General features: G+C 41.3%; 20 protein-coding genes. 14 read left to right on the top strand and 6 right to left on the bottom strand.

The window, feature by feature from the left end; all coding sequences use genetic code 11:
* Window positions 1-10 precede the first annotated feature (10 nt).
* The 3 genes from BLR37_RS09720 to BLR37_RS09710 all read right to left on the bottom strand — a co-directional run bounded on the left by BLR37_RS09720 (window position 11) and on the right by BLR37_RS09710 (window position 3255).
* Window positions 11-706, bottom strand: a complete 696-nt coding sequence (locus BLR37_RS09720) for a response regulator transcription factor (protein ID WP_208599624.1) — start codon at window positions 704-706, stop codon at window positions 11-13.
* A 177-nt stretch (window positions 707-883) separates the two neighbouring features.
* Window positions 884-2704 (bottom strand): sensor histidine kinase, encoded by a 1821-nt coding sequence (locus BLR37_RS09715; protein ID WP_090767737.1) that lies wholly within the window; start codon window positions 2702-2704, stop codon window positions 884-886.
* Window positions 2705-2889: 185 nt separating this feature from the next.
* Window positions 2890-3255: a DUF3127 domain-containing protein gene (locus BLR37_RS09710; RefSeq protein WP_039477771.1), complete on the bottom strand. Its 366-nt coding sequence runs from the start codon at window positions 3253-3255 to the stop codon at window positions 2890-2892.
* A 71-nt stretch (window positions 3256-3326) separates the two neighbouring features.
* On the opposite strand from BLR37_RS09710, the gene BLR37_RS09705 reads away from it, so the two are divergent.
* From BLR37_RS09705 to BLR37_RS09650, 12 genes are all read left to right on the top strand, one after another.
* Complete coding sequence (locus tag BLR37_RS09705) at window positions 3327-4505, top strand: THUMP domain-containing class I SAM-dependent RNA methyltransferase (protein ID WP_090767914.1); 1179 nt, start codon at window positions 3327-3329, stop codon at window positions 4503-4505.
* 58 nt (window positions 4506-4563) lie between these two features.
* Window positions 4564-5067, top strand: a complete 504-nt coding sequence (locus BLR37_RS09700) for a hypothetical protein (protein WP_167356579.1) — start codon at window positions 4564-4566, stop codon at window positions 5065-5067.
* Between the two features lie 284 nt (window positions 5068-5351).
* Window positions 5352-5630: a helix-turn-helix domain-containing protein gene (locus BLR37_RS09695; RefSeq protein ID WP_039477774.1), complete on the top strand. Its 279-nt coding sequence runs from the start codon at window positions 5352-5354 to the stop codon at window positions 5628-5630.
* Between the two features lie 71 nt (window positions 5631-5701).
* Window positions 5702-6346, top strand: coding sequence for an HD domain-containing protein (locus tag BLR37_RS09690; RefSeq protein ID WP_090767734.1), 645 nt, complete (start codon window positions 5702-5704; stop codon window positions 6344-6346).
* A gap of 237 nt (window positions 6347-6583) precedes the next feature.
* Window positions 6584-6934: a hypothetical protein gene (locus tag BLR37_RS09685; protein ID WP_143009558.1), complete on the top strand. Its 351-nt coding sequence runs from the start codon at window positions 6584-6586 to the stop codon at window positions 6932-6934.
* 98 nt (window positions 6935-7032) lie between these two features.
* The gene (locus BLR37_RS09680) at window positions 7033-8289 is read left to right on the top strand and encodes a putative DNA modification/repair radical SAM protein (RefSeq protein ID WP_090767728.1); all 1257 of its coding nucleotides are present in this window, start codon (window positions 7033-7035) and stop codon (window positions 8287-8289) included.
* Window positions 8290-8431: 142 nt separating this feature from the next.
* Window positions 8432-9196 carry a TIGR03915 family putative DNA repair protein gene (locus BLR37_RS09675; protein ID WP_090767725.1) on the top strand — a complete coding sequence of 255 codons (765 nt, stop codon included), beginning with the start codon at window positions 8432-8434 and terminating at the stop codon, window positions 9194-9196.
* Window positions 9197-9405: 209 nt separating this feature from the next.
* Window positions 9406-9696 (top strand): co-chaperone GroES, encoded by a 291-nt coding sequence (locus tag BLR37_RS09670; RefSeq protein ID WP_010599229.1) that lies wholly within the window; start codon window positions 9406-9408, stop codon window positions 9694-9696.
* A 102-nt stretch (window positions 9697-9798) separates the two neighbouring features.
* Window positions 9799-11433: a chaperonin GroEL gene (groL, locus tag BLR37_RS09665; protein ID WP_090767723.1), complete on the top strand. Its 1635-nt coding sequence runs from the start codon at window positions 9799-9801 to the stop codon at window positions 11431-11433.
* 301 nt (window positions 11434-11734) lie between these two features.
* Complete coding sequence (locus tag BLR37_RS09660) at window positions 11735-17689, top strand: PKD domain-containing protein (RefSeq protein ID WP_090767721.1); 5955 nt, start codon at window positions 11735-11737, stop codon at window positions 17687-17689.
* On the top strand, window positions 17690-18712 hold the full coding sequence (locus tag BLR37_RS09655) for a PorP/SprF family type IX secretion system membrane protein (RefSeq protein WP_090767718.1): 1023 nt from the start codon (window positions 17690-17692) through the stop codon (window positions 18710-18712). It begins immediately after the preceding gene.
* 24 nt (window positions 18713-18736) lie between these two features.
* Window positions 18737-19396 (top strand): MgtC/SapB family protein, encoded by a 660-nt coding sequence (locus BLR37_RS09650; RefSeq protein WP_090767715.1) that lies wholly within the window; start codon window positions 18737-18739, stop codon window positions 19394-19396.
* On the opposite strand, the gene BLR37_RS09645 is transcribed toward BLR37_RS09650, so the two are convergent.
* Window positions 19377-19868, bottom strand: coding sequence for an RDD family protein (locus BLR37_RS09645; protein ID WP_090767712.1), 492 nt, complete (start codon window positions 19866-19868; stop codon window positions 19377-19379). The genes BLR37_RS09650 and BLR37_RS09645 overlap by 20 nt on opposite strands.
* Window positions 19869-19979: 111 nt before the next feature.
* On the opposite strand from BLR37_RS09645, the gene BLR37_RS09640 reads away from it, so the two are divergent.
* Both BLR37_RS09640 and BLR37_RS09635 read left to right on the top strand, forming a co-directional pair.
* Window positions 19980-21407 carry an L-serine ammonia-lyase gene (locus BLR37_RS09640; RefSeq protein ID WP_090767709.1) on the top strand — a complete coding sequence of 476 codons (1428 nt, stop codon included), beginning with the start codon at window positions 19980-19982 and terminating at the stop codon, window positions 21405-21407.
* Window positions 21408-21519: 112 nt separating this feature from the next.
* Window positions 21520-22713, top strand: coding sequence for a C1 family peptidase (locus BLR37_RS09635; protein WP_090767706.1), 1194 nt, complete (start codon window positions 21520-21522; stop codon window positions 22711-22713).
* Between the two features lie 202 nt (window positions 22714-22915).
* Here the strand turns inward: BLR37_RS09635 and BLR37_RS09630 are convergent, their stop codons facing one another.
* Together BLR37_RS09630 and BLR37_RS09625 are read right to left on the bottom strand one after the other, a co-directional pair.
* Window positions 22916-23827 carry an AEC family transporter gene (locus tag BLR37_RS09630; protein ID WP_090767701.1) on the bottom strand — a complete coding sequence of 304 codons (912 nt, stop codon included), beginning with the start codon at window positions 23825-23827 and terminating at the stop codon, window positions 22916-22918.
* Window positions 23828-23908: 81 nt separating this feature from the next.
* Window positions 23909-24382, bottom strand: a complete 474-nt coding sequence (locus BLR37_RS09625; protein ID WP_090767698.1) for a Dps family protein — start codon at window positions 24380-24382, stop codon at window positions 23909-23911.
* Window positions 24383-24514: the final 132 nt, after the last annotated feature.

Raw genomic sequence — 24514 nt, 5'->3', positions numbered from 1 at the left:
AAAACTGCATTTAATTTACGAGTAATTTATAGCCTTTTCCGTGTACGTTGATAATTTCAACAGCCGGATCAGCACGCAGGTATTTGCGCAGTTTACTTAAAAACACATCCATACTGCGGCCGTTAAAGTAGTTATCGTCGTGCCAGATGCTGAGTAAAGCTTCTTCGCGGGTTAATACGGTATTCTTTTTCAGGCATAACAAACGCAGCAACTCTGCCTCTTTGGTAGAAAGTTTCTGCTGAACATCATTATTGGTAATAATCTGCGTAGTATAATCGAAATGATACTGACCAATCGAAAACTGCGTTTCTGCCGATTCGTCGTTACTATCAGCTTTATTAGCCACACGTTTAAACATGGCGTTTATGCGAAGCAAAAGTTCTTCAATACGGAAAGGTTTGGTAATGTAATCATCTCCACCCAAATCGTAGGCCGCAGCTTTATCTTCGAGCATGGTTTTAGCCGTTGCAAAAATAATGGGTACATGCACATTTGCCTTTCTGATATCTTTACCCAAAGTAAACCCATCCTTTTTAGGCATCATTACATCTAAAATGCACAAATCGAAGTTTTGCTTACCAAAAGCCCGCAACCCTTCTTCACCGTCAGTGCACAGTACTACATCAAATTTACCCTTTAGCTGTAAATAGTCCTGTAATAATAAACCTAAGTTTGGATCGTCCTCTACCAGAAGTATTTTCTTCATGTTCTTAATTTTATTCACATATGTAGCATTACCTACACTGAAAGTTTGATTCGTAATCTGCATAACGGTTTAATTTATACGTAACTTTAAATTAATACGCTACTATATTAAGCAAATTAAACCTGTTAAATTTTAATGTATCGATAAAGCCAGCTTTTGTGCCGATGGTTAACAGCATTATAAAGGTAAAGATATTTCGAATGTAGTTCCTTTATCTTTTTCGCTACTTACTTTAACGGTTCCATTTAATTTTTTAATGATATCCTGAACGTAATTCAGTCCCAAACCAAAGCCTTTTACATCATGCAGGTTACCTGTAGGCACCCTGTAAAACTGATCGAAAATGCGCCTGGCCTGTTCTTTGGTCATCCCTATACCTTTATCTGCAATTTCAATAATTAAATGCTTACTGGTATTGCGGGTGGTAATGGTTATATCAGGGATATCGGTGCTGTATTTATTAGCATTATCAATCAGGTTGTAAATTACGTTCGATAAATGCAGCTCATCGCCAAAAACAACAGCATTTTCGGCATTGGTATTTACCGTTATAACGGCATTTCTTTTCTGCAGCTGCAACTCCATACTATCCAGAACAATCATAATCAGATCGTTCATATCTACCTCGGCGTTCTCCATATTAAGCTCGCCTTTTTCTAACCTGGCAATACTTAACACCCTTTCAATATGGCTGCCCAACCGCACATTCTCATCGTATATAATGCCTGCCAGTCTTTTAAGCCTTGCTTTATCTTCAGTTACCTCCGGATCTTTCAAAGCCTCGCTGGCAATCATAATGGTAGCTACAGGCGTTTTAAACTCATGGGTCATGTTGTTGATGAAATCGGTTTTCATCTCTGATATTTTCTTCTGCTTTAAAATGGCATAAAGCGTGTAAGAAAAGATAAATACCAGCACCAATAACAAACCTACCGAAGAAGCCAGGGTTGCACTTAAGTTAGCAACAATTGCCGAGCTTTTATCGGGAAAACTAACAAAGAGCATTCCCGGATCGCGAAAAATATCATTGCCAAATAAGGGTATTTTGTAGGTATTGCCGGGTAAAAACTCGCCCTTAACATTAGCGGCCATCATGAAGATGGTTGAATCTTTTTTCGCCAAAGAAACCCGGTAAGATGGCGCCAATGTAATATTATTGGCCAAAAGTTCTGCCCGTAATATGCTACCCAGCGAGTCGAAATTAATGCGCTTATAAATCGGAACATTGGTTTCCTGCAATTCTTTCGATACATCTTCTACCATGCTTAAGCGATTGTAAGAAAAGGTATCTTTTCCTAAAGCAGCAATTTTCAGTTCGAGCTTTTTCTTGGCAATCTCATCATCGCGCTTAAATTTCTTATCTAAATCCGTCGGGATTTTAGGTACATTGGCAAAGCCGGGGCTACCATCTCTCGGATCGAAAACCAGATACCTCAGGGTATCGGGTAAATTTTGCAGGCTTTTAAATTCAAATGTCTTTGGTGGAGCAGAAAAAGGCTTACTCCGCATGCTGTAGCCCTTTAATATCAGGCTTTTGATATCAATATAGGCATCCATCTGCAAATCCAGCTTATCGCCGTTTTTCGAGGTTAAAGAGGTGTATTCCCTTTCAGAAATTACATTTGGTGCCCGGTATGATACCCTGATAATACTATCCTGCTGGTTGAGGTAAGTTTCAATCTGATTTTCCCTTTCGGCCTGCCGCAATTCGGCTTCCTGCATATATTGCTGCCTCAAATCTTTAATATCCAGCGCACGTTGTCTCGAATCCTGAATTTGTTTTAGCTTATTTTCAGCATCTTTCCGGGTTAAATGGTCGGCAACATTTCTGCGCTGAATTTTATTCACCACGGTAGAAAGCGTCTGGTTTACCTGTTCATCAAAAAGCTGTGATTTTAGCTTATACGACTCCCTGATGTAATACAACTGCATTACAAATACACCAAGCAAAGCCACTGTCATTAAAACAGTAATTAACCAAAAACTTCTTTTCTTCATGAATAAGTTTCGAAACCGGGACTAAAAAAAATCAGAAAAGGGCTGTTTAAACCCCAACAGTTTATCAAAAATACTGATAAACAGCGCTAAATGCTTGTTTTTAACATATTTTAACAGCCAAAAAAAATGCCGGGGCAAAAGCCCCGGCATGGTTCAAAATTGTTTGCTTAAAAAAGATTCTTTATTTAGAAAGGCAAATCATCATCCTCACCTGGTGCGTTACTTACATCAACCGGGGCTGCATAAGCTGGGGCACCTGCTGCCGGAGCACCTGCAACGGCATTGATACGCCAAATTACCAAACTGTTAAAATATGATGTTTTACCTGTTTTATCTGTCCAGGGACGGCCACGTAAATTAAAGAAAACCTCAACTTCATCGCCTGTTTTAAATGTATCTAATAATGCAGTTTTATCTTGCAAAGCCTCAAAACGGATATATTCAGGATATGTTGGATTTTCTGCGTATTCTACTATTAAATCACGTTTTTTAAACGTTTCGCTTACTTGTTGTGTGGCACCTACTTCGTGTACTTTTCCTTTAATTTCCATAACCAATACTAATAATGTACTTATAAACATCAAATCTCTATAATTTTATTGATAACTTCGCATATATTATGATGCAAGTTTTCCACAATAAAAGCAAGGTAATTATTACCTGCAACAAGCGCCTTTCGCCTTATTTACAAGAAGAAGTTAAGGCTTTAGGTTACACTATCGAAAGAGCTTTCGCTACTGGCGTTGAGCTCAATATAACCGTTACAGAGTGTATAAAGCTGAATTTGAACTTGCGTTGCGCCAGTCAGATCTTATATTCAATCAAAAATTTTAAAGCGGTTAGCCCCGACGATTTATACAAAGAGATTAAAGCCATTGAGTGGGAAGAACTGATTGATTTTTCAGGTTATTTCTCTGTTACCTCAAATGTGGATAACCCGAATATAACTACACCGCTTTTTGCCAACCTGAAAGTAAAGGATGCAATTGTAGATCGTTTGAAAGAGAAAAAAGGCATTCGCCCCAATTCAGGCTCTGATGTAAATAAAGCGGTGGTACATTTATACTGGAAAGATGCCGAAGCCAATGTTTTTATCGATACCTCGGGCGAAACGCTGGCCAAACATGGTTACCGCAAAATACCAGGTAAAGCACCTATGCTCGAAGCACTGGCTGCAGGTGTAATTTATGCCACCAACTGGGATAAAAAATCGCCTTTTATTAATCCGATGTGTGGTTCGGGTACTTTAGCCATCGAAGCGGCACTGATTGCCACAAACCGTGCGCCCGGATTATACCGCATGAATTATGCCTTTATGCACATCCTGGGTTATAACGAAGAAGTATTTTTTGCGGAGCGCAGGTTATTAAAAGAGCAGGTAATTAAAAATATTGAGCTTAAAATTGTAGCTTCCGATCTTTCTGAAGATGCAGTTGAGGTAACGCGCAGAAACGCAAAAACCGCCGGGGTTGATGGCTTAATCGAGTTCGAGGTGTGCGATTTTGAGCTAACGCCCGTACCCGAAGATGGCAAAGGTGCAGTGGTTTTTAACCCCGAGTATGGCGAGCGTTTAGGTGTGCACAGTAAACTGGAATTGACTTATAAGCGCATGGGCGATTTCATGAAAACAAAATGTAAAGGCTATTCTGGCTATATTTTCACCGGAAATCCCGATCTTGCTAAAAAAATAGGCTTAAAAGCTGCTAAAAAAATTGAATTTTATAATGGTAAATTAGACTGCAGGCTGTTGGAGTACGAGTTGTATGATGGCTCGAGAAGAATCGCAAAAACAGAAGACTAGTCTTTTTCATTGAAATTTAATATATTACACGCTCTTACGTTCCATAACGTAACCAATTTTGAAGAATATGGAATTCGATGACATGGACCATATGCCCGAATGGGAGCATTTTAGCCGCTTTGGCCGGGATGATGAGGATGAAGAAAACCTATCGTCCGATGACGCCGAAAAAGTAAGGCTAAAAGTATCCAGGGCTAAGAACTTATATAATCAGGCCAGGGCGGTATATAAATATGCTGCCCTCTTCTGCGAAACACTGGAAGGCGAAATGGCAGAACTGACTGCCAACTTAATTATGCAGAACGCACTGATGCTATGCCCCAAAATTGTGGGTGCTGAAGGTGCAGATATGTATATTTTACGCATGGAAAATGCTTCCATCATCAGAACCAATTGCCGCGAGCTCGAAACCCAGGTAAGGGCTGCCGATATGTTTGGGATTTGCACGCCCGAGTATAAAGACATTGTACTGGCCGAAATCGAAAAATTTCGCTTATTGTTTATTGAGTGGGTAAAATATTTCGAAAAAGACGAATTTGAAGACGACTGGGGCCTTTACTAACCCCCATTTCAACAAACATTACACCCAGAATCTTTTAAATCAGGATCACAAAACCCGGTTAGATCCAAATCCCCATAACACCTCCGCTCCTCTCCCTCAACCTGGTTACCTCGTTATCAGCGCCGCAGGCTGCTCAAAACTTTTTCAAAATCCAATTGTTGCTGTAATAAGTTGTCTCTCAGGCTCACGTAATTCCTAATAGTGCTAAATAATCAATTTAAAAAAACTATAGGCCTATAACTTTCGTAAATGAGAAGAGAAACGTTTAAAATTAATACCTTTTTATGGAAAACACATTGGCATTAAAGACAAAAAATGTTGCCGGGAATATCAGAAAGATTAGAGAATACAGAGACTATACTCAGGATTACCTGGCTGCAAAACTCAAAATATCGCAAAATGCTTACAGTAAAATAGAACTTGGCTACAGCAAGCTAACTATCGATCGTCTGTTTCAGATTGCCACGATTTTAGAAGTAGAGGTATCGCACCTGTTAACGCTTAATCATAACGATTTGATCAAAATTATTGCGGATGACGAGCGCCGGGCAGCTGTAAGCTAGCTGAGCGCCGTGTTGATATCATTTATTTTCCCCGCCAAATAATTCCAATACCTTTGGAAAAATTTAGCACAATGCAGGAACCTATCCAGAAAACCATCGATTTTGTAAAAAAAACTTTAGCAAATGCCGAAGCGGGACACGACTGGTTCCACATTGAAAGGGTTTTTGAAACTGCAAAAACCATCAATGAGCAAGAAAATGGCAACCCACTTGTAGTTGCTTTTGCCGCTTTGCTTCACGACATTGCCGACCCCAAGTTTAACCATGGCGACGAAGAATTAGGTCCCAATATGGCGGCGACTTTCCTCGAATCCATTGCTGTTGATCCCGAAATCATTGCTCATGTTAAACTGATTATCCAAAATATGTCGTTTAAAAATAGCTTTGATGCTGGCAGCTTCACCTCGAAGGAAATGCAGATTGTACAGGATGCCGATAGGCTGGATGCCATTGGCGCTATTGGTATTGCGAGGGCTTTTACTTATGGTGGGTTTAAAAACAGAGTGCTCTACGATCCGGCAATCCAGCCCGAAGCACATCTGACCAAAGAAAGTTATAAAAATACCACAGCCCCAACCATCAACCACTTTTACGAAAAGCTTTTGCTTCTGAAAGATATGATGAACACCGAAACCGGTAAGATAATGGCTACAGAGCGACACAATTTTATGCTGCTTTACTTAGAACATTTTTATAAGGAATGGTCGGGTAAGTAATTACCAAAAAATACCTAGAACTAAGTATTTCACAGGTATAAAGCGGGGCTTAACTTTACAAAAAGTAATGCCATGCGAGCCTATAAACTAAAATATCACAAAAACAGAGTGTTATTAATTGCAATGGCCGGTATTCCTTTGCTATTTATTTCCTTTTTATTGTTTTTCTTCTTCAAAGTACCCGCATTACTACCTGAATCCTATACCTTAATCTTTGTATCTCTTTACCTCATTATTATGGCGCTCATTATAATGTGGATTACCAGAACACAAATTTTCGTTCACTGTAAAGTATCTATGGATGAGAACGGCATTAGTTTTAAATTAAAAAATGGATCAATATTGTACCGGAAAACGGACTTTTTCTCAAACTGGGAAAATATAAGTCAGGTAACCGAAATGTTCGACAATTATAATGGCGGTTATTTTTATCAAATTGTATTTAACAACCCTAATTTTACGGCCAATTTTAGCCCGCTAAAAAATCAGGAAGAGGATGCTGAACGTTTTTTTTCAAAACTCAGGTACTATCAGAAAAACTATAGCACCATTAGCCAATTTCCTCTGCAAACATTAAATAGCTTTTAATCCAAGCCTTTTATTCCGGAACAGAATAGGATTACTACCGATAAAATACTAATATTTTTAGTTTTTAACTATCTTTGTTAGTATTAAAAAGCTATCCTATGTCTGACCGTATCCGTGAAAAACTGAATATTCTTGCTGACGCCGCCAAATACGATGTTTCTTGTTCATCGAGCGGCGGCACAAGAAAAAATGATAATAAAGGTCTTGGCAACAGCCATGTATCGGGCATTTGCCATACCTATACCGAAGATGGCAGGTGTGTATCGTTATTAAAAATCCTGCTTACCAATCATTGCATTTACGATTGTTTGTTCTGCGTTTCGCGCAAAAGCAATGATATTAAACGTGCCGCTTTTACAGTGGATGAAGTGGTAGACCTTACCATGAATTTTTACCGCCGCAATTATATCGAAGGATTGTTTTTAAGCTCAGGAATTTTTAAAAATGCCGATTTTACCATGGAACGCTTGCTGCTTGTGGTAAAAAAACTGCGTTTAGAGCAAAACTACAATGGCTATATTCACCTTAAAACCATTCCTGGTGCCAGCGACGAGTTGATTAAAGAAGCTGGATTATATGCTGACCGGATGAGTATCAATTTAGAAATGCCCACCGAAGCCGGGCTGAAACTGCTGGCACCCGAAAAAAACCATGCCGACGTAATTAAACCCCTCGACTTTGTACAAAAACAAATAACACAATTTTCGGCCGATAAAAAACTGATTAAACACATCCCCAAATTTGTGCCGGCGGGACAAAGTACCCAAATGGTTATTGGCGCTACTCCTGAGAGCGACAAAGATATTATGTATACCGCCAATGCCTTTTACCGAAATTTCTCGTTAAAAAGGGTTTATTATTCGGGCTATGTACCCATTAGCAACGATAGCCGCATGCCTGTTTTAGGTACACAGCCACCTTTGTTAAGAGAAAACCGGCTGTACCAAACCGATTGGCTGATGCGTTTTTACGGCTTTAAGGTTCAGGAAATTTTAAACGATGCCAACCCCAATCTCGATGTAGATATCGACCCTAAATTGAGCTGGGCCATTCGCAATATGCAGCACTTTCCTGTTGACATTAACCAGGCCGATTACAGGATGATTCTGCGCATTCCGGGAATTGGCGTAATGTCTGCACAAAAAATTGTACAGGCCCGTAAGTTTGGTAAACTGAGAATAGACCAATTGAAGAAAATAGGTATAGCCTACAATAAAGCCAAACATTTTATTATTTGCGCCGATAGCCCTTATCAGTTAAAAGATTACCAGGGCACACAGATAAAGGCTTTTATTCTGGCCGAAAGCAAGAGTAAATATTTAAAAACTGATAATAACCAGATGCTTTTGTTTTAAATCCCATTATCGTAATTGCGAGGAGGCTTTTCAGCCGACGAAGCAATCTTTTTATCGACAGCCAATCTTTCTAAAAAGATTGCTTTTGCCAATGAAAAACTGGCTTCGCAATGACGACATTCTTTAATATAAAAAACATCCAATGATCTACATTTTCGACGGCTCCTTACCCGGGCTTTTAACGGCAGTTTTTGAATGGTTTGAGCGCAAGCCTGGTAAAGTAGTGCTCAAATCAATCGAAATGTTTCAGCCCGAAGCTTTTGCCGAAAGTTTTACGGTTATAACCGATGCTGCAAAAGCAGATCGCGTGTGGACAGGGCTTCAAAAGAAACTAACGAAAGCAAGCCTGCGGAAATTTTATTGCAGTTATTTATCCGAAATTCCGGAAGCTTACAATCACCTCTTTCAATTTTCGGTTTATATTTTTAAACATGCTGCTGGGGCAGATAGTAATTATGGCAACGAACATGTAATGGCGCTTGCTAAATATGCCAAAAGTGTGGAACGCGAAAAGCACCGGATGGAGGCCTTTATCCGTTTCCAAAAAACAGGTGATGGTTTATTTTATGCAAGTATTGACCCCGATTTTAATGTACTGCCCATAATTTCCAGTCATTTTAAAAACCGTTACGCCGATCAGCAATGGGTAATTTATGATTTAAAGCGAAAATATGGTTTGCATTACAATTTAGAAACCGTGTCAGAAATCACAATAGGTTTTGCCGAGGGTATTAACAAACAAAAACCTGCTCCCGGTCTTATGGATGAAAATGAAGCACTTTATGCCACACTTTGGAAAGATTACTTTAAAAGTGCTAACATTGTAGCCAGAAAAAACACGAAATTGCATGTACAGCATGTGCCCAAAAGGTATTGGAAGTATTTAACCGAGAAAATTGATGTATAATCGCCCAAACTGATCAATAGTCTTTTAAAACTTTATTTATGGTGTTCAAAAACCAAAACTTACTGCCATGCTGACACGCCCACAAGCCATTAGCATGAAAAGATTGACAATTTGGTGAAAATTTGTCCCTCAAAACCTATTGGCATAAAAAGTGTTAATTGTATGCCTAGTTAAAAAAACAAAATCAAAATAAAAAAATAATAAAAGTTATGGCGTTAAACCTTAAACCAATTGCTGGCAGTTCGAACAGAGTAATCGTTGAACCGGCTGCAGCAGAAGAAAAAACTGCGTCAGGTTTGTATATCCCTGATACCGCTAAAGAAAAACCATCTAAAGGAACTGTAGTTTCAGTTTCTGAAGAAGATGCTGAAGGTAAAAAAGCTAGCGTAAAAGTTGGCGATGTTGTAATTTATGGTAAATACGGTGGCACTGAGTTCCCTTATGAAGGTAAAGATTACCTGATTATGCGCGAAACTGATATCTACGCTGTTGTAGGATAAAAATTGAAATGTTGCAACGCTCAAATGTTGTAATATTTATATAAACCGGAGGATTGAAATTTTTCATCCTGCCAACACTAAAATTTAAAAATATTCTTAAAAATGTCTAAACAAGTAAAATATAACGTAGAAGCACGCGACGCCCTGAAAAGAGGTGTTGATATCCTGGCTAACGCAGTAAAAGTAACTTTAGGTCCAAAAGGACGTAACGTAATTATCGATAAAAAATTCGGCTCACCAGCTATCACCAAAGATGGTGTTACTGTTGCTAAAGAAATCGAATTAAAAGATGCAGTTGAGAACATGGGTGCTCAAATGGTGAAAGAAGTAGCTTCTAAAACAGCTGACATTGCTGGTGATGGTACTACTACTGCTACCGTTTTAGCACAGGCCATTATTACTACCGGTATTAAAAACGTTGCTGCTGGTGCAAACCCAATGGATTTAAAACGTGGTATTGATAAAGCGGTTGCTGCTGTTGTAGAAAACTTAAAAACTCAATCGCAAACTGTTGGCGAAGACAACAACAAAATTAAACAAGTTGCTTCTATTTCAGCTAATAACGACGAGGTAATCGGTGCCTTAATTGCTGAGGCCATGAGCAAAGTTGGTAAAGATGGTGTAATTACTGTTGAAGAAGCAAAAGGTACTGAAACTGAAGTAAAAACAGTAGAAGGTATGCAGTTTGACAGAGGTTATTTATCTCCATACTTCGTTACCAATGCAGATAAAATGGAAGCTGAATTAGACAGCCCTTACATTTTAATCTACGACAAAAAAATCAGCAACATGAAAGAATTGTTGCCGGTTTTAGAAAAAACTGTTCAAACTGGTAAACCATTGGTAATCATTTCTGAAGATTTAGATGGCGAAGCTTTAGCTACTTTAGTAGTAAATAAAATCCGTGGTTCACTGAAAGTTGTAGCGGTTAAAGCTCCAGGTTTTGGCGACAGAAGAAAAGCCATGTTAGAAGACATCGCGATCTTAACCGGTGGTACTGTTATTTCTGAAGAAAGAGGTTATAAATTAGAAAATGCTGATTTAACTTACTTAGGTTCTGCAGAGAAAGTTGTTGTTGACAAAGACAATACAACTGTAATTAACGGTGCAGGTAACACTGACGATATTAAAGCACGTGTTAACCAGATTAAAGCACAAATCGAAACTACTACTTCTGACTACGATAAAGAAAAATTACAAGAGCGTTTGGCTAAATTAGCTGGCGGTGTTGCAGTACTTTACGTTGGTGCGGCAAGTGAGGTTGAAATGAAAGAGAAAAAAGACCGTGTTGATGATGCTTTACATGCAACCCGTGCGGCTGTAGAAGAAGGTATTGTTGCTGGTGGTGGTGTAGCTTTCATCCGCGCTGTAGCTTCTATCGCTGATTTAAAAGGTATTAACGAAGATGAAAACACGGGTATCCAGATCATCCGCCGTGCTATTGAAGAGCCATTACGTCAGATTTGCGAAAACGCAGGTATTGAAGGTTCTATCGTAGTACAAAAAGTTAAAGAAGGTACTGCTGATTTCGGTTACAATGCACGCACAGGTGCTTACGAAAACTTAATTGGTGCAGGTGTTATCGATCCAACTAAAGTAAGCCGTGTAGCTTTAGAAAATGCAGCATCTATTGCAGCAATGTTATTAACCACAGAAGTTGTTTTAGCAGACGAACCTGAAGAAGGTGGTGCTCCAATGCCTCCAATGGGTGGCGGCGGTATGGGTGGTATGATGTAATACCAATCCATAACGAAACGATTTCGTGTAAAAATATGCCCTCAAGGAGATCAAGCCTTGGGGGTTTTTTATGCCCTTTACCTGCCTGAAACCAGATTTAAGAGCGCCTATAACCTGCTCATTTAGTTAATGTTGGTGTAAAATTTTGCGGTTGTAATGCAAAAATTACGTTCTTTGCAACGAATATTTATTTGCGAATCCCATTCTGGCATTCATCTTAATCTGTGAGGCCAGATAAAGTAAGTTTCCCAAAGCAGAACTTACAACGCGTAATAAAATCATTCCCCAGTGTTAGAGATTTATGAAGATTCGCTGTAAAAGGAAATGGCATTGTTTTGTCCTGTTTTTTGGGGCATTGTTTTACACGTCAGTATGTTTTTCGCAGATTAATATTGGTGCAGTTGATGCCGGCCCCTTTACTCCGGGTAGTACTATTGCTGTGCCATTCACCATAACTTCGGGCTGCGCCACACAAGGAAACCAGTTTCAGCTTTATCTTTCCGACCAGAACGGAAGCTTTGCAGCAGAAACCCTGATCGGTACTTACACCGGTTTTTATAGTACTTATATCAATGGCGTGTTACCTGCCGGGCTTACGCCGGGTACAGGTTATATGGTGAGGGTAAAGTCAACCAGTCCGGCATCAGCAAGTATGCCATCTAACGCATTTGAAGTTAAAGCCGGCCCGGCAGTTGAAGCGAAATTAACCTCAACCTATCTGAATGCCGCTAATACCGAAACTTTTGGTACCTGTATCAGCAAGCCAGATAACTCTTTCTTCATTAAAAATGAATCGACCGCAACCAGTACTGTAACGGCAGTAATTACTGATGAAGTAAACGGAGGGAGCCCGACCGTAATTCCTTTTCCAACAGCGATACAGAATTTCACAGCCCAGCAGGTACATTACACCATTATGGCCAAAGCAGTAATGCCCAATGGTACTGTGGGTACCAAGGCTTATTTATTGATTAATAATAAAACAATTACAGCTTTCGGTACATCCGGAAATAATGTGGTTTGCTTGCCAATGGGCTACCTTGAATTTAATGTGGATATAACTTCGGCAGCCGGAATACAGAACAATTTCCCGGGCGATGTTTATACGATTAACTGGGGCGATCAGACGACTACGACTTACACTTTATGCGATATTAAAAGTTTAGGCGGGAAAGTACAGCACGCCTATACCAAGTCTTCGTGCGGAAGTGTTTCTACTTCAAGCGCTGGAACTATTTTCAACGCTTTTGATGTTTCCATAAATGTATCAAATGCCTTTTGTGGTACCGTGGGCACACCAGTTTCTTCCTCGGCTAAAGTGGTTGTGAAACCTATAAATTCATTTACTTTCAATACTCCGGGCTGTACGAATACCAATATTACCTTTGTTAACACCTCTGTTTTAGGCGAAAACCCAAATACTAACACACTCGGTTGTACCCCCAATAATGTAACTTACAACTGGTATGTTGATGGCGTAATCCAGGAGGTTAACCAGCCAAAATCTTTCAACTTTGTATATAAATTCCTTACACACGGAGAGCATACCATTCGTTTAGAATCGAGTAGCTCAGGAGCCTGTAATGCCGATCCGGTTGAAATGAAAATCTGCATTCAGGATCCTCCAAAACCAGATTTTACCTTACCTGCAACAACCATTTGCGCACCAGGCACATTAAAACCAACCGATAAATCGGTGTTGGATAACATTTGTAACGCTGCCAATACCTATTCGTGGTCGGTAACACCGGCGGTAACTTATGCCAATGGTACCAGTGCAAGCAGTAAGGAGCCCGAGTTTAATTTTACCAATCCGGGTATTTACACCATTACCTTAAGCATTACTACACCTTCATGCGGCCTGGTAACTACGCCTGCACAAACCGTAGTGGTAAATGCAACACCTACCGCAACCCTTTCACCCGATATTACGGTTTGTAATTTATCTACATACGATTTTAACAATACCACTACGGGCCCAACCAAAACCACCCTTACGGGTACATCAAAAGACCTGTCTGATACCTACACTTGGACAGTTAGCGCTGCCGGATCGGGCACTTACAGTTTTACCGGTGGTACTACAGCCAATTCTAAATATCCATCTATCAGATTTGATAGTTACGATACTTATACCGTTACGGTAACCCACAAAAATAACTGCGGAACTGCAACCGATACTCAAATCCTGACATTCAGCACTGCGCCTGTGGTTAATGCGGGCCCTGATCAAAGCATCTGTTTTAACGATCCCAGCTTTACACTGGCTGGCGCAGTAACAGGCACTACTTCAAGTCAAACCTGGGTGGGTGGTACAGGAACCTTTAGCCCGGGAAGGAACGATCTGAACGCAGTTTACACACCATCAGCCGCCGAAAAAGCAGCAGGAACGGTAACTTTAAAATTGCGCGCCACAACCACTTTGCCAGCACCTTGCAACCAGATAGACGATGATATTATTTTAACCATTAAGCAAAACATCAACGTTACCAGTGCAGCAACAAAAACCATCTGTACCGGAAAAAGTGTGGCTTACACCCCTACCTCGGCTATAACTGGTGTTACCTACACCTGGACAGCCACTGGAACGCCGAATGCAACAGGCTATAGCCCAAGCGGAAGCGGTGCTATTAATGATATGATTACCGATACCGATGCCAGCACCGACGCCGTGGTTACTTATATAATTGTACCACATAAAGACGGTTGCGACGGTACACCTTTTAACCTGGTGGTAACTATTACCCCTAACCCAATAGCTACCGCAACGCCACAAAACACCAGTATTTGTAATGCTACTACTGCTGCCATAACCCTTTCGACAAACCTAAGTGGCGTAAATTACACTTATACCAGTACCATAACGGGTGCCATAACCGGTAACAGCAACAGACCGGTTGCCTCTGCCAGTAACCAGATTAATGACATTTTAACCAATTCGGGCACCAGCGCCGGAACCGTAACCTATACCGTTACACCGGTATCTGCCAATGGTTGCCCGGGTACTCCTGCTACTGTAACCATAACCGTATTGCCTGGTGCGACATTGGCCAACGCTGGCCCTGATGAAGCCATCTGCAACCAAAGCACCTATACCTTAAAAGGAAACAGCCCTGTTGTAGGAACCGGTAAGTGGACAATCGTATCAGCGCCAACCACCATAATCTTTGCTGATGATACCCAAAACAATACCCTAATTTCGGGTTTAGCCGCGGGCAACACCTACGTATTGCGCTGGACCATCAGCGATGCTGGCTGTTCGAGCTCGAGTGATGATGTACAGCTTACAGTTAACCCGCTCAGTGCAGGCGGTACTACTGGTAGTGATGCCAGTGTTTGCTCGGGCGCCAATGGAGGTAATATAACACTAAGCGGGCAGGTGGGTAACATCATCCGTTGGGAGCGCTCGGTTGACAATGGCACAAACTGGTCGACAGTTGCTTCAACAGCAAATCCTTATGTCTTTAGCAACCTTACCATTACTACTCAATTCCGCGCGGTAGTACAAAGCGGAAGCTGTGCAGAAGCCCTTTCTACGGTAACCACCATTACCGTAAACCCGGGTACTGTTACGGCCAATGCAGGAACTGACCAAAGCCTCTGCAGTGGTAATGGTATTACTTTAAGCGGGAATAATCCTGCTCCAAATACAGGTAGCTGGACCTTAACCTCCGGCCAAACCGGGGTAGTGCTTGCCGACGCTACTCTATTCAATACAGCTGTTACCGGTCTTGTATCAGGCCAAAATTATACTTTCAGGTGGACGATTACCGGTTTTGGTGGCTGCCCTCCTTCTACTGATGATGTAACCATTACCTATTATCCACCGGTTATCAATACCATTAATGCATCGGCTACTCCCATTTGTGCAGGCCAAAACATTACCATTACAGGCGATGTACCTACAGGCGGAACAGGCACTTATGCTTACCAATGGCAAAGCAGTGCCGACGGTAGTACCTGGGTGAATATTCCTTCGGCCATTGGTAAAGATTTAAACACAACGGCTAACGTATCTACTTATTTCAGGCGGTTAGTAAACAGCACGATTTGTACCTCAATAAGTAATTCAGTACAAATTACTGTATTGCCGGGCTTAACCAACAATACCATTAGTGCTGATCAAAACATTTGCATAGGCGCCACAGCTGCACCACTTACGGGTTCTACCCCAACAGGCGGTAGCGGAACCTACACTTACCAATGGCAATCAAGTATTAACGGAACGGCCTGGAGCGATGTATTGGGTGCTACAAGCATGAGCTTTAACCCGCCAACGCCAACAGTTACCATTTATTATCGACGCGTGGTAGCTAGCGGAGCCTGCTCGGGTAATTTGAGTAACGAGATTAAAATAACGGTAAACCCACATGCCAAAGCCGAAATAACCTACACCACCAACACGGGCTGTGCTCCTTTTAAACTCGATGCAACCAATGTTGCCGCTACATTATATCCCGATCGCAATGCCGTATATACCTGGTTTGCCAACAATGTACAAATTGGAACCGGTTCTACCTTTCCCGGTTATACCATTACCAATGGCAACGAAAGCGTAAACATAAAACTTGTGGTAACCAGCAGCCTGGGCTGTAACTCTGACGAAAAGACAGAGGTATTTACAACTCTACCAATTGTTACGCCATCTTTTACACAAAGTACCACCGAAGGTTGCGGACCGCTTGGCGTTACTTTTACCAATACCACCACGCCGCTTAATGGCGCAACTTATAAATGGGATTTCGGCAATGGCCAATCTTCTACACTCGCCCAGCCTGCAGCAATAACTTTCCTGGCTGATCCAAGCGGAAAAGACAAAACCTATAATATTACGCTAACAACAACCTCACCCTGCGGTCCACCGGTTGTAACGGCTGCGACAGTTATTGTACATGCCAAACCTGTTGCCTTGTTCTCTCCCGATAAAACTACAGGCTGCGCTGATTTACAGGTTAACTTTACCAATACCGGACCAGAGAGCACCGGCACCACTTACACCTACGATTTTGGTGATGGTAGTGCTCCTGAGACCTATGCCGACAGACAAACCGTAAGTCACGTCTTTAGAACATTAGTAGTAAAAGATTTTACCGTAAACATGACCGCCAGGAATGCTTGTGGTATTGCAAACGCCATACCGGTGGTGATCAGGGTTTCGCCAAACAACATCGTCCCTGAACTGGTGGTAAACGGAAACGAAAAAAGAGGTTGTGCACCTTTTACCGTGAACTTTATCAATAACACTAGTGGTGCCAGTAGCTTTACCTATACTTTTACCAACGAAGATACCGGCGAAATCAGTACCGCCTTTTCTACTTCTACTGGTGTTTTTCCGCATCTTTTCACCAAACCAGGCCGGTATACCATTAAGCTGGATGCAGAAAACGATTGTTCAAAGAACTCAACAAGCGAAACCGTAACCATACTGCCGCAGCCAACCGTTGGTTTCATGGCCGATAAAACCGTTGGCTGTACCAATCTTGTGGTAAAGTTTAAAAATACAAGTGTGAGTGCAGTGGGTTATGTATGGGATTTTGGCGATGGTTCTCCAACTTCGACCGATTTTGAGCCACAGCACACTTACACTGGTTCGGGCGTAAACTATACGGTTACACTAACCACCACTAACAGCCTTGGCTGTACCAATACGTTAGCTTTACCCGATTTTATTCAAATTGTCGCTCCACCGGTAGCCACTTTCACGGTAAGTCCGGGCAATGAACTTTCCATTCCGAATTATAGTTTTGGCTTTAAAGATACGAGCACCGGATCGGTAAGCTGGGAATGGTCTTTCGGCGATGGTGCTAAATCGACCTTGCAAAATCCCAACCATACTTATGCCAACGAAGGTACTTACACGGTAACCCTAACCGTGTTAAATAAGGAGGGCTGCTCGGCCACCACCTTCCAGTCGGTAAGGATTATTGGCGTACCGGGTTATTTAAATCTTCCTAACTCATTTATGCCAGCCAGTGCCAAAAATGAAATCAAGGTTTTTAAAGCAAAAGGTCGCGGTATAAAAGAATGGAACATGTCTGTATTTAATAAATGGGGACAGCTTTTATGGGAAACCACCAAGTTAGACGATGGTGCACCTTTAGAGGGTTGGGATGGTACCTACAAAGGCCAGGATCAGCCACAGGGCGTTTATTACTGGAAAATAGATATCAAATTTATAAATGGCAGCGATTGGAAAGGGATGACCTACGATTCATCTCCTCCGAAAAAAACGGGTGTAATATATTTAATCAGATAGATGATGGGGAGAAGGACAATAATATTTTTACTTGCACTGGCGCTACCACTAATTTCGTTAGCGCAAGACCATATTTACTCACAGTTTTACAATGCGCCTATTTATTTAAACCCTGCACTTACCGGTCAGTTTGAAGGCGATATCCGGTTTAATGCGCTCTACCGCAACCAGTGGACCGGTTTAGCCAGCGATTTTTCGTACATGACGGCTTCAGGAGATATTAACCTCCGAAGGCTAAACAGCGGCATTGGCCTGGTTTTTAACCGCAGCAGCGAAGGCACGGCTTATCTGGTTAAAAATAACATTGCGGTAAGTTATGCCTATATTATTGGTGGCGATGATTTCACGCTCTCATTCGGTTTGCAGGCTGGTGTTACCAACCAGAAATTAAACTGGGATAAACTTGTGTTTGGCGATCAGATCGATATCAATACAGGCTACATTCCCGGTAGTATTTCGGGTGCTGAGCGCCCCGCAGTTGACAGCCGTTTCTATTTAGATGCCAATGCAGGTGCAAACCTGGTAGTTGGTAAATTTATGATGGGCCTGGCTACGCACCACCTCAATCGCCCCGACGAATCGCTTTCGGGTTTTCAAAGTAAATTACCACTCCGCATTTCGGGCAATTTAAGCTACAAATTAACGCTAATTCCTGATCAGTACGATCGTGACGGCAGTTACCTTATCCCCTCTATCGTTGCCTACAAGCAAACCAACGTTACTTCCTTCAGTGCAGGCATGCAATACAAATATGCAGGCATTAACGCCGGTATCTGGTACCGTAACGATGGCAACAGGAACGGAAACGATGCCATTGTTTTTTCGGTGATCTTCGATATTTTTAACCGCAGAACCAACGGCGAAAAATTCAGACTGGGCATTAGCCACGATGCAACCACCTCCAAAATTAACTACACCAATACCGGCGGAACTTCAGAAATTGGGGTAGGCTACGAAAAATACTTTCCAAATAGTTCGAACGGTGGCCGTGCAAATGGCCTGAGATGTTACGATTTTTATTAATTTGGCTTTGTTAATTTAAAGCCTATGAACGAGATCCTGGAAAACAACCATTTCATTACCCAGAGTGAGGTGAATAAATTTTTACTCGCCACCTTGTTATGTGGTCTTATTGGTGCCGAGCGCGAGTACAGAAGTAAATCGGCAGGCTTAAAAACCATGATGATGATTGGTTTGGGCGCTACACTATTCACCATTCTTTCCATCAATATCGGGGCAAGCAGTCAGGATCGCATTGCCTCGAACATTGTAACAGGCATTGGTTTTTTAGGTGCAGGTGTAATTTTTAAGGAAGAAAACCGTGTTAAAGGATTAACCACCGCCTGTATTATCTGGATCGTAGCCGCCATTGGTATGGCCGTAGGTTCAGGTTATTACGAACAGGCTATCGGGGTAACAATTGTGGTATTGCTCGCCTTAATTATTTTTCCTTTTTTAGAAGAAATTGGCGATCGCCGCTTTACCAAACGAATCTATCGCATTGTTAAAAAACAACATACCCATGGCGATTTGGAGAGTTATGAAGAAGTTTTCAGGGAAAGTAAACTGAAACCGCAGCGCGGTAAACACCAACTGGTTAACAACATCATTACCGGAAACTGGACGGCTACCGGCACGCCACAAAACCACCAGAAGTTTGTAGAGCGCATGCTAAAAGATGATGATATTATAGAGTTTGATTTTTAACGGATTCAAATAAATCTGCTCTTTGTTGAAATAAAGCTAATTTTTTCTCTTCTACCACAATCGTATCCGACCAACGGTCGTGCCATGGCTCGCAAGGGGTTCCTAATGCACTAAATTCATTAAAAGGAACAGCACGGGCGATATTGCGAAGAAATGTTTTCGAAACATCCATTTCTGTACCATCCAGGTTAACAGCTTTTGTGCCTGTAATTAATTTACCTATTGATTTGCCATGCGAAATAGCCTCAATAAAAAATATGAACAAGGCATAACAAGCCATACCTATTAAACGGCCAACCAAATCATTTATACCATCCAAAAAATCGGGACTAAATATTTCGATTAAAATTGCTCCACAAAAAAGCGCAACATAAAAAACTGTTACATCAATCAGGTGATTAGCTAACCTTTTGCCCGAAGAGGCTCTGCAATAAGTTATATCAACAGCTACATTATACTTGTTAAACTCCATTTTGAGGCATTATTTTAGTGCACAACAAAGTAAAACTTTTTGAGACAACAGCAAAAAATTATTTAGCTAAAAATCACAAAACAATCATAGCTTTGCATAACAACTTTCGTAATGATTAAGGAACAAATTTCAGTTTTCGATATTTTTAAAATAGGCATCGGCCCTTCCAGTTCGCATACTTTAGGCCCATGGCGGGCAGCACAACAGTTTACAGCTTCGCTGGCACAAAACTACCCGATTGATACCGTAGAAGGCATAAAAATATTATTATATGGCTCGCTTGCTAAAACAGGCAAGGGGCACGGAACTGACGTAGCCATTTTACTGGGCTTAACGGGTGCCGATCCGGTAACTTTTGATGTAGATGCCGTAACGCCTACCTTCGAAGCCATCCAAAAGGATAAAAAACTGAACCTCGCCAATCAACTCGTTATCGATTTCGATTATACAGCAGATTTGCTGTTCCTCTTTTCAGAAAGTTTGCCTTTCCACCCCAACGCAGTTACTTTCCAGGCTTTTTTAAACAACGGAAAAGCTTTTTCAGAAACCTATTACTCTATTGGTGGTGGTTTCGTGGTAAAAGAAGGCGAAGACAATAGCAAAAAACCGCAGGTAGACCTACCCTTTCCGGTTGAGAAAGCCAAAGAGCTTTTGCACTGGTGCCTTTCTACAGGTTTAAAAGTGAGCGAAATTGTAATGGAAAATGAACTGGCCTGGCGACCTGAAGCGGAAACGAAAAAAGGCATTTTACAGCATTTCGCCGTAATGCGCGATTGCATTTACCGTGGCTGCCATACTACAGGTTTCTTACCAGGTGGCTTAGAAGTTGCCCGCCGCGCTTTCCCGCTTAACAAAAGGCTAATTGGCCAGAACGAATACAGCAACTATGATACCTGGGTAGAGGCCATTAGAAACGGCGGAAACGGATTTAATTACATTTTAGACTGGGTAAGTTGTTTTGCGCTTGCTGTTAATGAAGAAAATGCTTCATTTGGCCGTGTAGTTACCGCCCCTACCAATGGTGCTGCAGGGGTAATACCGGCTGTACTTCAATATTTCATCACCTTTTGCAATGGTTATACCGAAGACAAAATCATCCAGTTTATAGCCTGCGCTTCAGAAATAGGCAGTATTTTCAAAAAAGGAGCCACTATCTCGGCCGCTATGGGTGGTTGTCAGGCCGAAATTGGCGTTTCATCAGCCATGGCAGCAGCGGCACTAACCGAGTGCCTGGGTGGTTCGCAAAGACAGGTATTAATGGCCGCCGAAATTGCCATGGAACATCACCTGGGCTTAACCTGCGATCCGATTGGCGGCTTAGTGCAGATTCCTTGCATTGAAAGAAATACCATGGGCGCTATAAAAGCGATTACGGCAAGCCAGCTGGCTTTACAAAGTAACCCCGATAAGGCGAAAGTAAGTTTGGATGCTGTGGTAAATACCATGTGGGAGACTGCCCTGGATATGAATGCGAAGTATAAAGAAACCTCAGACGGAGGCCTTGCAACCAACATCCCGATCAGTTTACCAGAATGCTAACTCAACATTGTTGCATTTATATGACGGATGTTATCGATTTATTACAAACATTCTGATCCTAAATCAGCAAGTATTTCTACATTCGCTCAATTTTAATAATTATTCATAAAAAATGATCAACTACACCAAAATCAGTGTGATTGGTCTGGCTTTGTCGTTATCTACTTTGGTAACCTATGGTCAGGACAATCTTGTTAACTCTTTAAAAAACAACCAAAGCGAAAACAGTAAAGCATCTTTTAAATTTACTGATGTTATTAATTTAGCCAATACTCCTGTTCAAAATCAGGGTTCATCGGGTACCTGCTGGAGCTATTCTACCAACTCTTTCCTTGAATCGGAAATGATTAAAGCAGGTAAACAACCTGTTCAGTTATCGCAGATTTTCTCGGCACGTAATGCTTACGTAGAAAAAGGAATCAACTATGTACGCATGCATGGCGCAGTTTCTTTAGGCGATGGCGGTGCCTTGCACGATGTAATTAATATGTACAGGAAATATGGCGCAGTACCACAAGAAGTGTATACTGGCTTAAACTACGGTACAAAAACCAATAAAACTGCTGAGCTTGGCGACATCGAAAAAGGTGTTTTAGAGGCTGTGGTTAAAAACTCAAATGGTGAGTTAACACCTAACTGGTTAAAAGCTTATACCGGCGTTATCGATGCGTATTTAGGCGCTGTCCCTGAAAACTTTACTTACAACGGTAAAAAATATACGCCTAAAACTTTCGCAAACGAAGTTGTAGGTATCAATCCTGATAACTACGTGGAATTATCTTCTTTCAACGATCATCCTTTCTACAGCAAATTTACTTTATTGGTTCCTGATAACTGGTCGTTCGATCAGGTTTACAACGTTAAAGTAAATGAGATTACCGATATCATTGACAATGCTTTGAAAAACGGATATACTGTAGCCTGGGCTACCGATGTAAGCGAGAAATCATTCAGCTATAAAAACGGCGTAGCGTTCGTTCCGCAAACGCCTTTTAACGATATGACCATGAAAGAAAAAGCGGATATGTTTAACGGTCCTCAGGCTGAGATGGAAATTACACAGGAAAACCGCCAGGCAGCTTTTGATAACTACCAGACTACTGATGACCATGGCATGCACATTGTGGGTTTAGCCAAAGACCAGAACGGTAAAGAATACTATATCGTAAAAAACTCTTGGGGTGTAACCAACGATTACAAAGGTTATTTATACGTAACCAAAAACTACGTAAAATATAAAACCACAGCATTTTTATTGAACAAAGCAGGTATCCCATCTGCTATTGCTAAGAAACTAGGTTTGTAAAAAATTTAAAGTGATTGGGAGCCGCAGAAGAAATTTTGCGGCTTTTTTTATGCAATTAACTATAATAAGGATCGATTATTTTTTACCACAGAGGACATCGAGGTATCCACAGAGAACACTGAACACGAACTTAAAACTACGGTAAGATTAAAATATTCCGTGAAAATCCGTGCCTCCGTGGCAAAATTATGCGCGGTTAAACCTAAACCAAACCTGAATAAGTAAGCACCAGCCACCACAAACCTGTGGTAATAAAGGCAAGCACAATCCCTACTCCTACCACCAAATTAGACAACTTAGGGTTCAAATTATACTGATCTGCAACCACACCAGCCGTTACCAGCGTAGGCATGGCCATTTCAAAGATGGTAATCCGGGTAATGATTCCGCTTAAGCCCAGTAGCACAGCGATAGCCAAAACTACTGTTGGTGCCAGTATTAATTTGTATAATAAAGCAAAGCTGATGTGTTTTAATTCGCTAAACCAGCCACCAAATCTGAGCTGTAAACCAATCGAAAATAAGGCCAGCGGGCCAACCGTTGCGGCTAGCTTTTCGAATAGCGGCTCCAGCGGTACTATATTCACCACATGTGGTAAAGTCAAAGCTAAAACACAGCCAATAAGCGGTGGAAAGGTAAGCACCTTTTTAAGCACCAGCCCTGCACTCAGTTTTTGGTTTTGCGAAGAACGAATGGCCACCACAATACCAATAGTAGATAAAAGCATAAATGTAGCCTGGTCGCAGATAATGGCTATAGCCTGGTCTTTCTCGCTAAAATAGGCCGCAATTAAGGGGAATCCCAAAAATGAGGTGTTACTTAAAGCACTCGTTAGCTTTAGCCCGCCGCTTGTTGCTTTGCTTAATTTCTGGCTACGGCTATATGCGGTTACAAACAACCAGCCAAATAACCACACACAGGCAGGTGCCAGTGCCGGAAACAACAATTCCTTCGTCCACACGATGTGTGGTAAATATTTAAATGAAGCCGCAGGTAAGGCAATGTAAATAATCCAGGCATTAATGCCTTTGTGCGCATCTTTGGGCAGGGTTTTGCTTTTTCTAAAAAGAATGCCAGCCAGTATACACAGGCCGATAATAATAAAATTTGCCATGGAGTGCCGTAAAGATAGCCATAAAACAAAAACGCCAATAAGAATTTATCCTATCGGCGTTTAAAAAATTATTTTGATCGCTTATTTGATATGCGCTCTTAAAAACCAGGCCATTTCTTCGTGGGTTTCCATCAACCCGGTAATGAAATCACTTGTTCCGGCATCATTATAATCGTTTGCAATCGGATTGATGTTTCCTCTGATAAACTCGATAACCGTTTCGTGATCGGCCAATAAATCTTTAATGTAACCCAGACTATCGTTGTGGCGCTCGCTGTATTCGGTTAAGTGCGTTAAAGCCAAAAAGTTTTTAAGCGTTGCAGGTGCGTAATGACCTATTTTACGGATGCGCTCGGCAACGCTATCAATAAATTCATCAAGCTGGTTATATTGTTCTTCAAAAAACTTATGCTTGGCCAGAAAGTCGATACCTTCCACATTCCAGTGGGCATTCCGGGTTTTAGTATACAAAACATATTCGTCGGCCAATAGTTTAGCCAATTGTTCTGAAACTGCTTGTCTATGTTCTGCGGTTATTCCAATTTTTGCGTCCATTATGATTCTGTTTTAATAAAGCTAATTTACTCTTTATAGTTGTCAATACAGCAGCAGAATATCACCATATTGTTAAATAAAAAACAATAATAGCAAGGTCATTTATTAAAAAGCCACAGATTTTCTGATTAA

Origin of the sequence: Pedobacter soli, assembly GCF_900101435.1 — a bacterium.
Lineage (GTDB): Bacteria > Bacteroidota > Bacteroidia > Sphingobacteriales > Sphingobacteriaceae > Pedobacter > Pedobacter soli.
The sequence above is the reverse complement of the archived record's forward strand: the minus strand, read 5'-3'. Positions and strand labels throughout refer to the sequence as shown.

Coding starts and splice junctions, on each gene's coding strand:
- BLR37_RS09720 (WP_208599624.1), bottom strand. CDS start 706: ATGAAGAAAATACTTCTGGTAGAGGACGATCCAAACTTAGGTTTATTA.
- BLR37_RS09715 (WP_090767737.1), bottom strand. CDS start 2,704: ATGAAGAAAAGAAGTTTTTGGTTAATTACTGTTTTAATGACAGTGGCT.
- BLR37_RS09710 (WP_039477771.1), bottom strand. CDS start 3,255: ATGGAAATTAAAGGAAAAGTACACGAAGTAGGTGCCACACAACAAGTA.
- BLR37_RS09705 (WP_090767914.1), top strand. CDS start 3,327: ATGCAAGTTTTCCACAATAAAAGCAAGGTAATTATTACCTGCAACAAG.
- BLR37_RS09695 (WP_039477774.1), top strand. CDS start 5,352: ATGGAAAACACATTGGCATTAAAGACAAAAAATGTTGCCGGGAATATC.
- BLR37_RS09690 (WP_090767734.1), top strand. CDS start 5,702: ATGCAGGAACCTATCCAGAAAACCATCGATTTTGTAAAAAAAACTTTA.
- BLR37_RS09685 (WP_143009558.1), top strand. CDS start 6,584: ATGGCGCTCATTATAATGTGGATTACCAGAACACAAATTTTCGTTCAC.
- BLR37_RS09680 (WP_090767728.1), top strand. CDS start 7,033: ATGTCTGACCGTATCCGTGAAAAACTGAATATTCTTGCTGACGCCGCC.
- BLR37_RS09675 (WP_090767725.1), top strand. CDS start 8,432: ATGATCTACATTTTCGACGGCTCCTTACCCGGGCTTTTAACGGCAGTT.
- BLR37_RS09670 (WP_010599229.1), top strand. CDS start 9,406: ATGGCGTTAAACCTTAAACCAATTGCTGGCAGTTCGAACAGAGTAATC.
- groL (WP_090767723.1), top strand. CDS start 9,799: ATGTCTAAACAAGTAAAATATAACGTAGAAGCACGCGACGCCCTGAAA.
- BLR37_RS09660 (WP_090767721.1), top strand. CDS start 11,735: ATGAAGATTCGCTGTAAAAGGAAATGGCATTGTTTTGTCCTGTTTTTT.
- BLR37_RS09655 (WP_090767718.1), top strand. CDS start 17,690: ATGATGGGGAGAAGGACAATAATATTTTTACTTGCACTGGCGCTACCA.
- BLR37_RS09650 (WP_090767715.1), top strand. CDS start 18,737: ATGAACGAGATCCTGGAAAACAACCATTTCATTACCCAGAGTGAGGTG.
- BLR37_RS09645 (WP_090767712.1), bottom strand. CDS start 19,868: ATGGAGTTTAACAAGTATAATGTAGCTGTTGATATAACTTATTGCAGA.
- BLR37_RS09640 (WP_090767709.1), top strand. CDS start 19,980: ATGATTAAGGAACAAATTTCAGTTTTCGATATTTTTAAAATAGGCATC.
- BLR37_RS09635 (WP_090767706.1), top strand. CDS start 21,520: ATGATCAACTACACCAAAATCAGTGTGATTGGTCTGGCTTTGTCGTTA.
- BLR37_RS09630 (WP_090767701.1), bottom strand. CDS start 23,827: ATGGCAAATTTTATTATTATCGGCCTGTGTATACTGGCTGGCATTCTT.
- BLR37_RS09625 (WP_090767698.1), bottom strand. CDS start 24,382: ATGGACGCAAAAATTGGAATAACCGCAGAACATAGACAAGCAGTTTCA.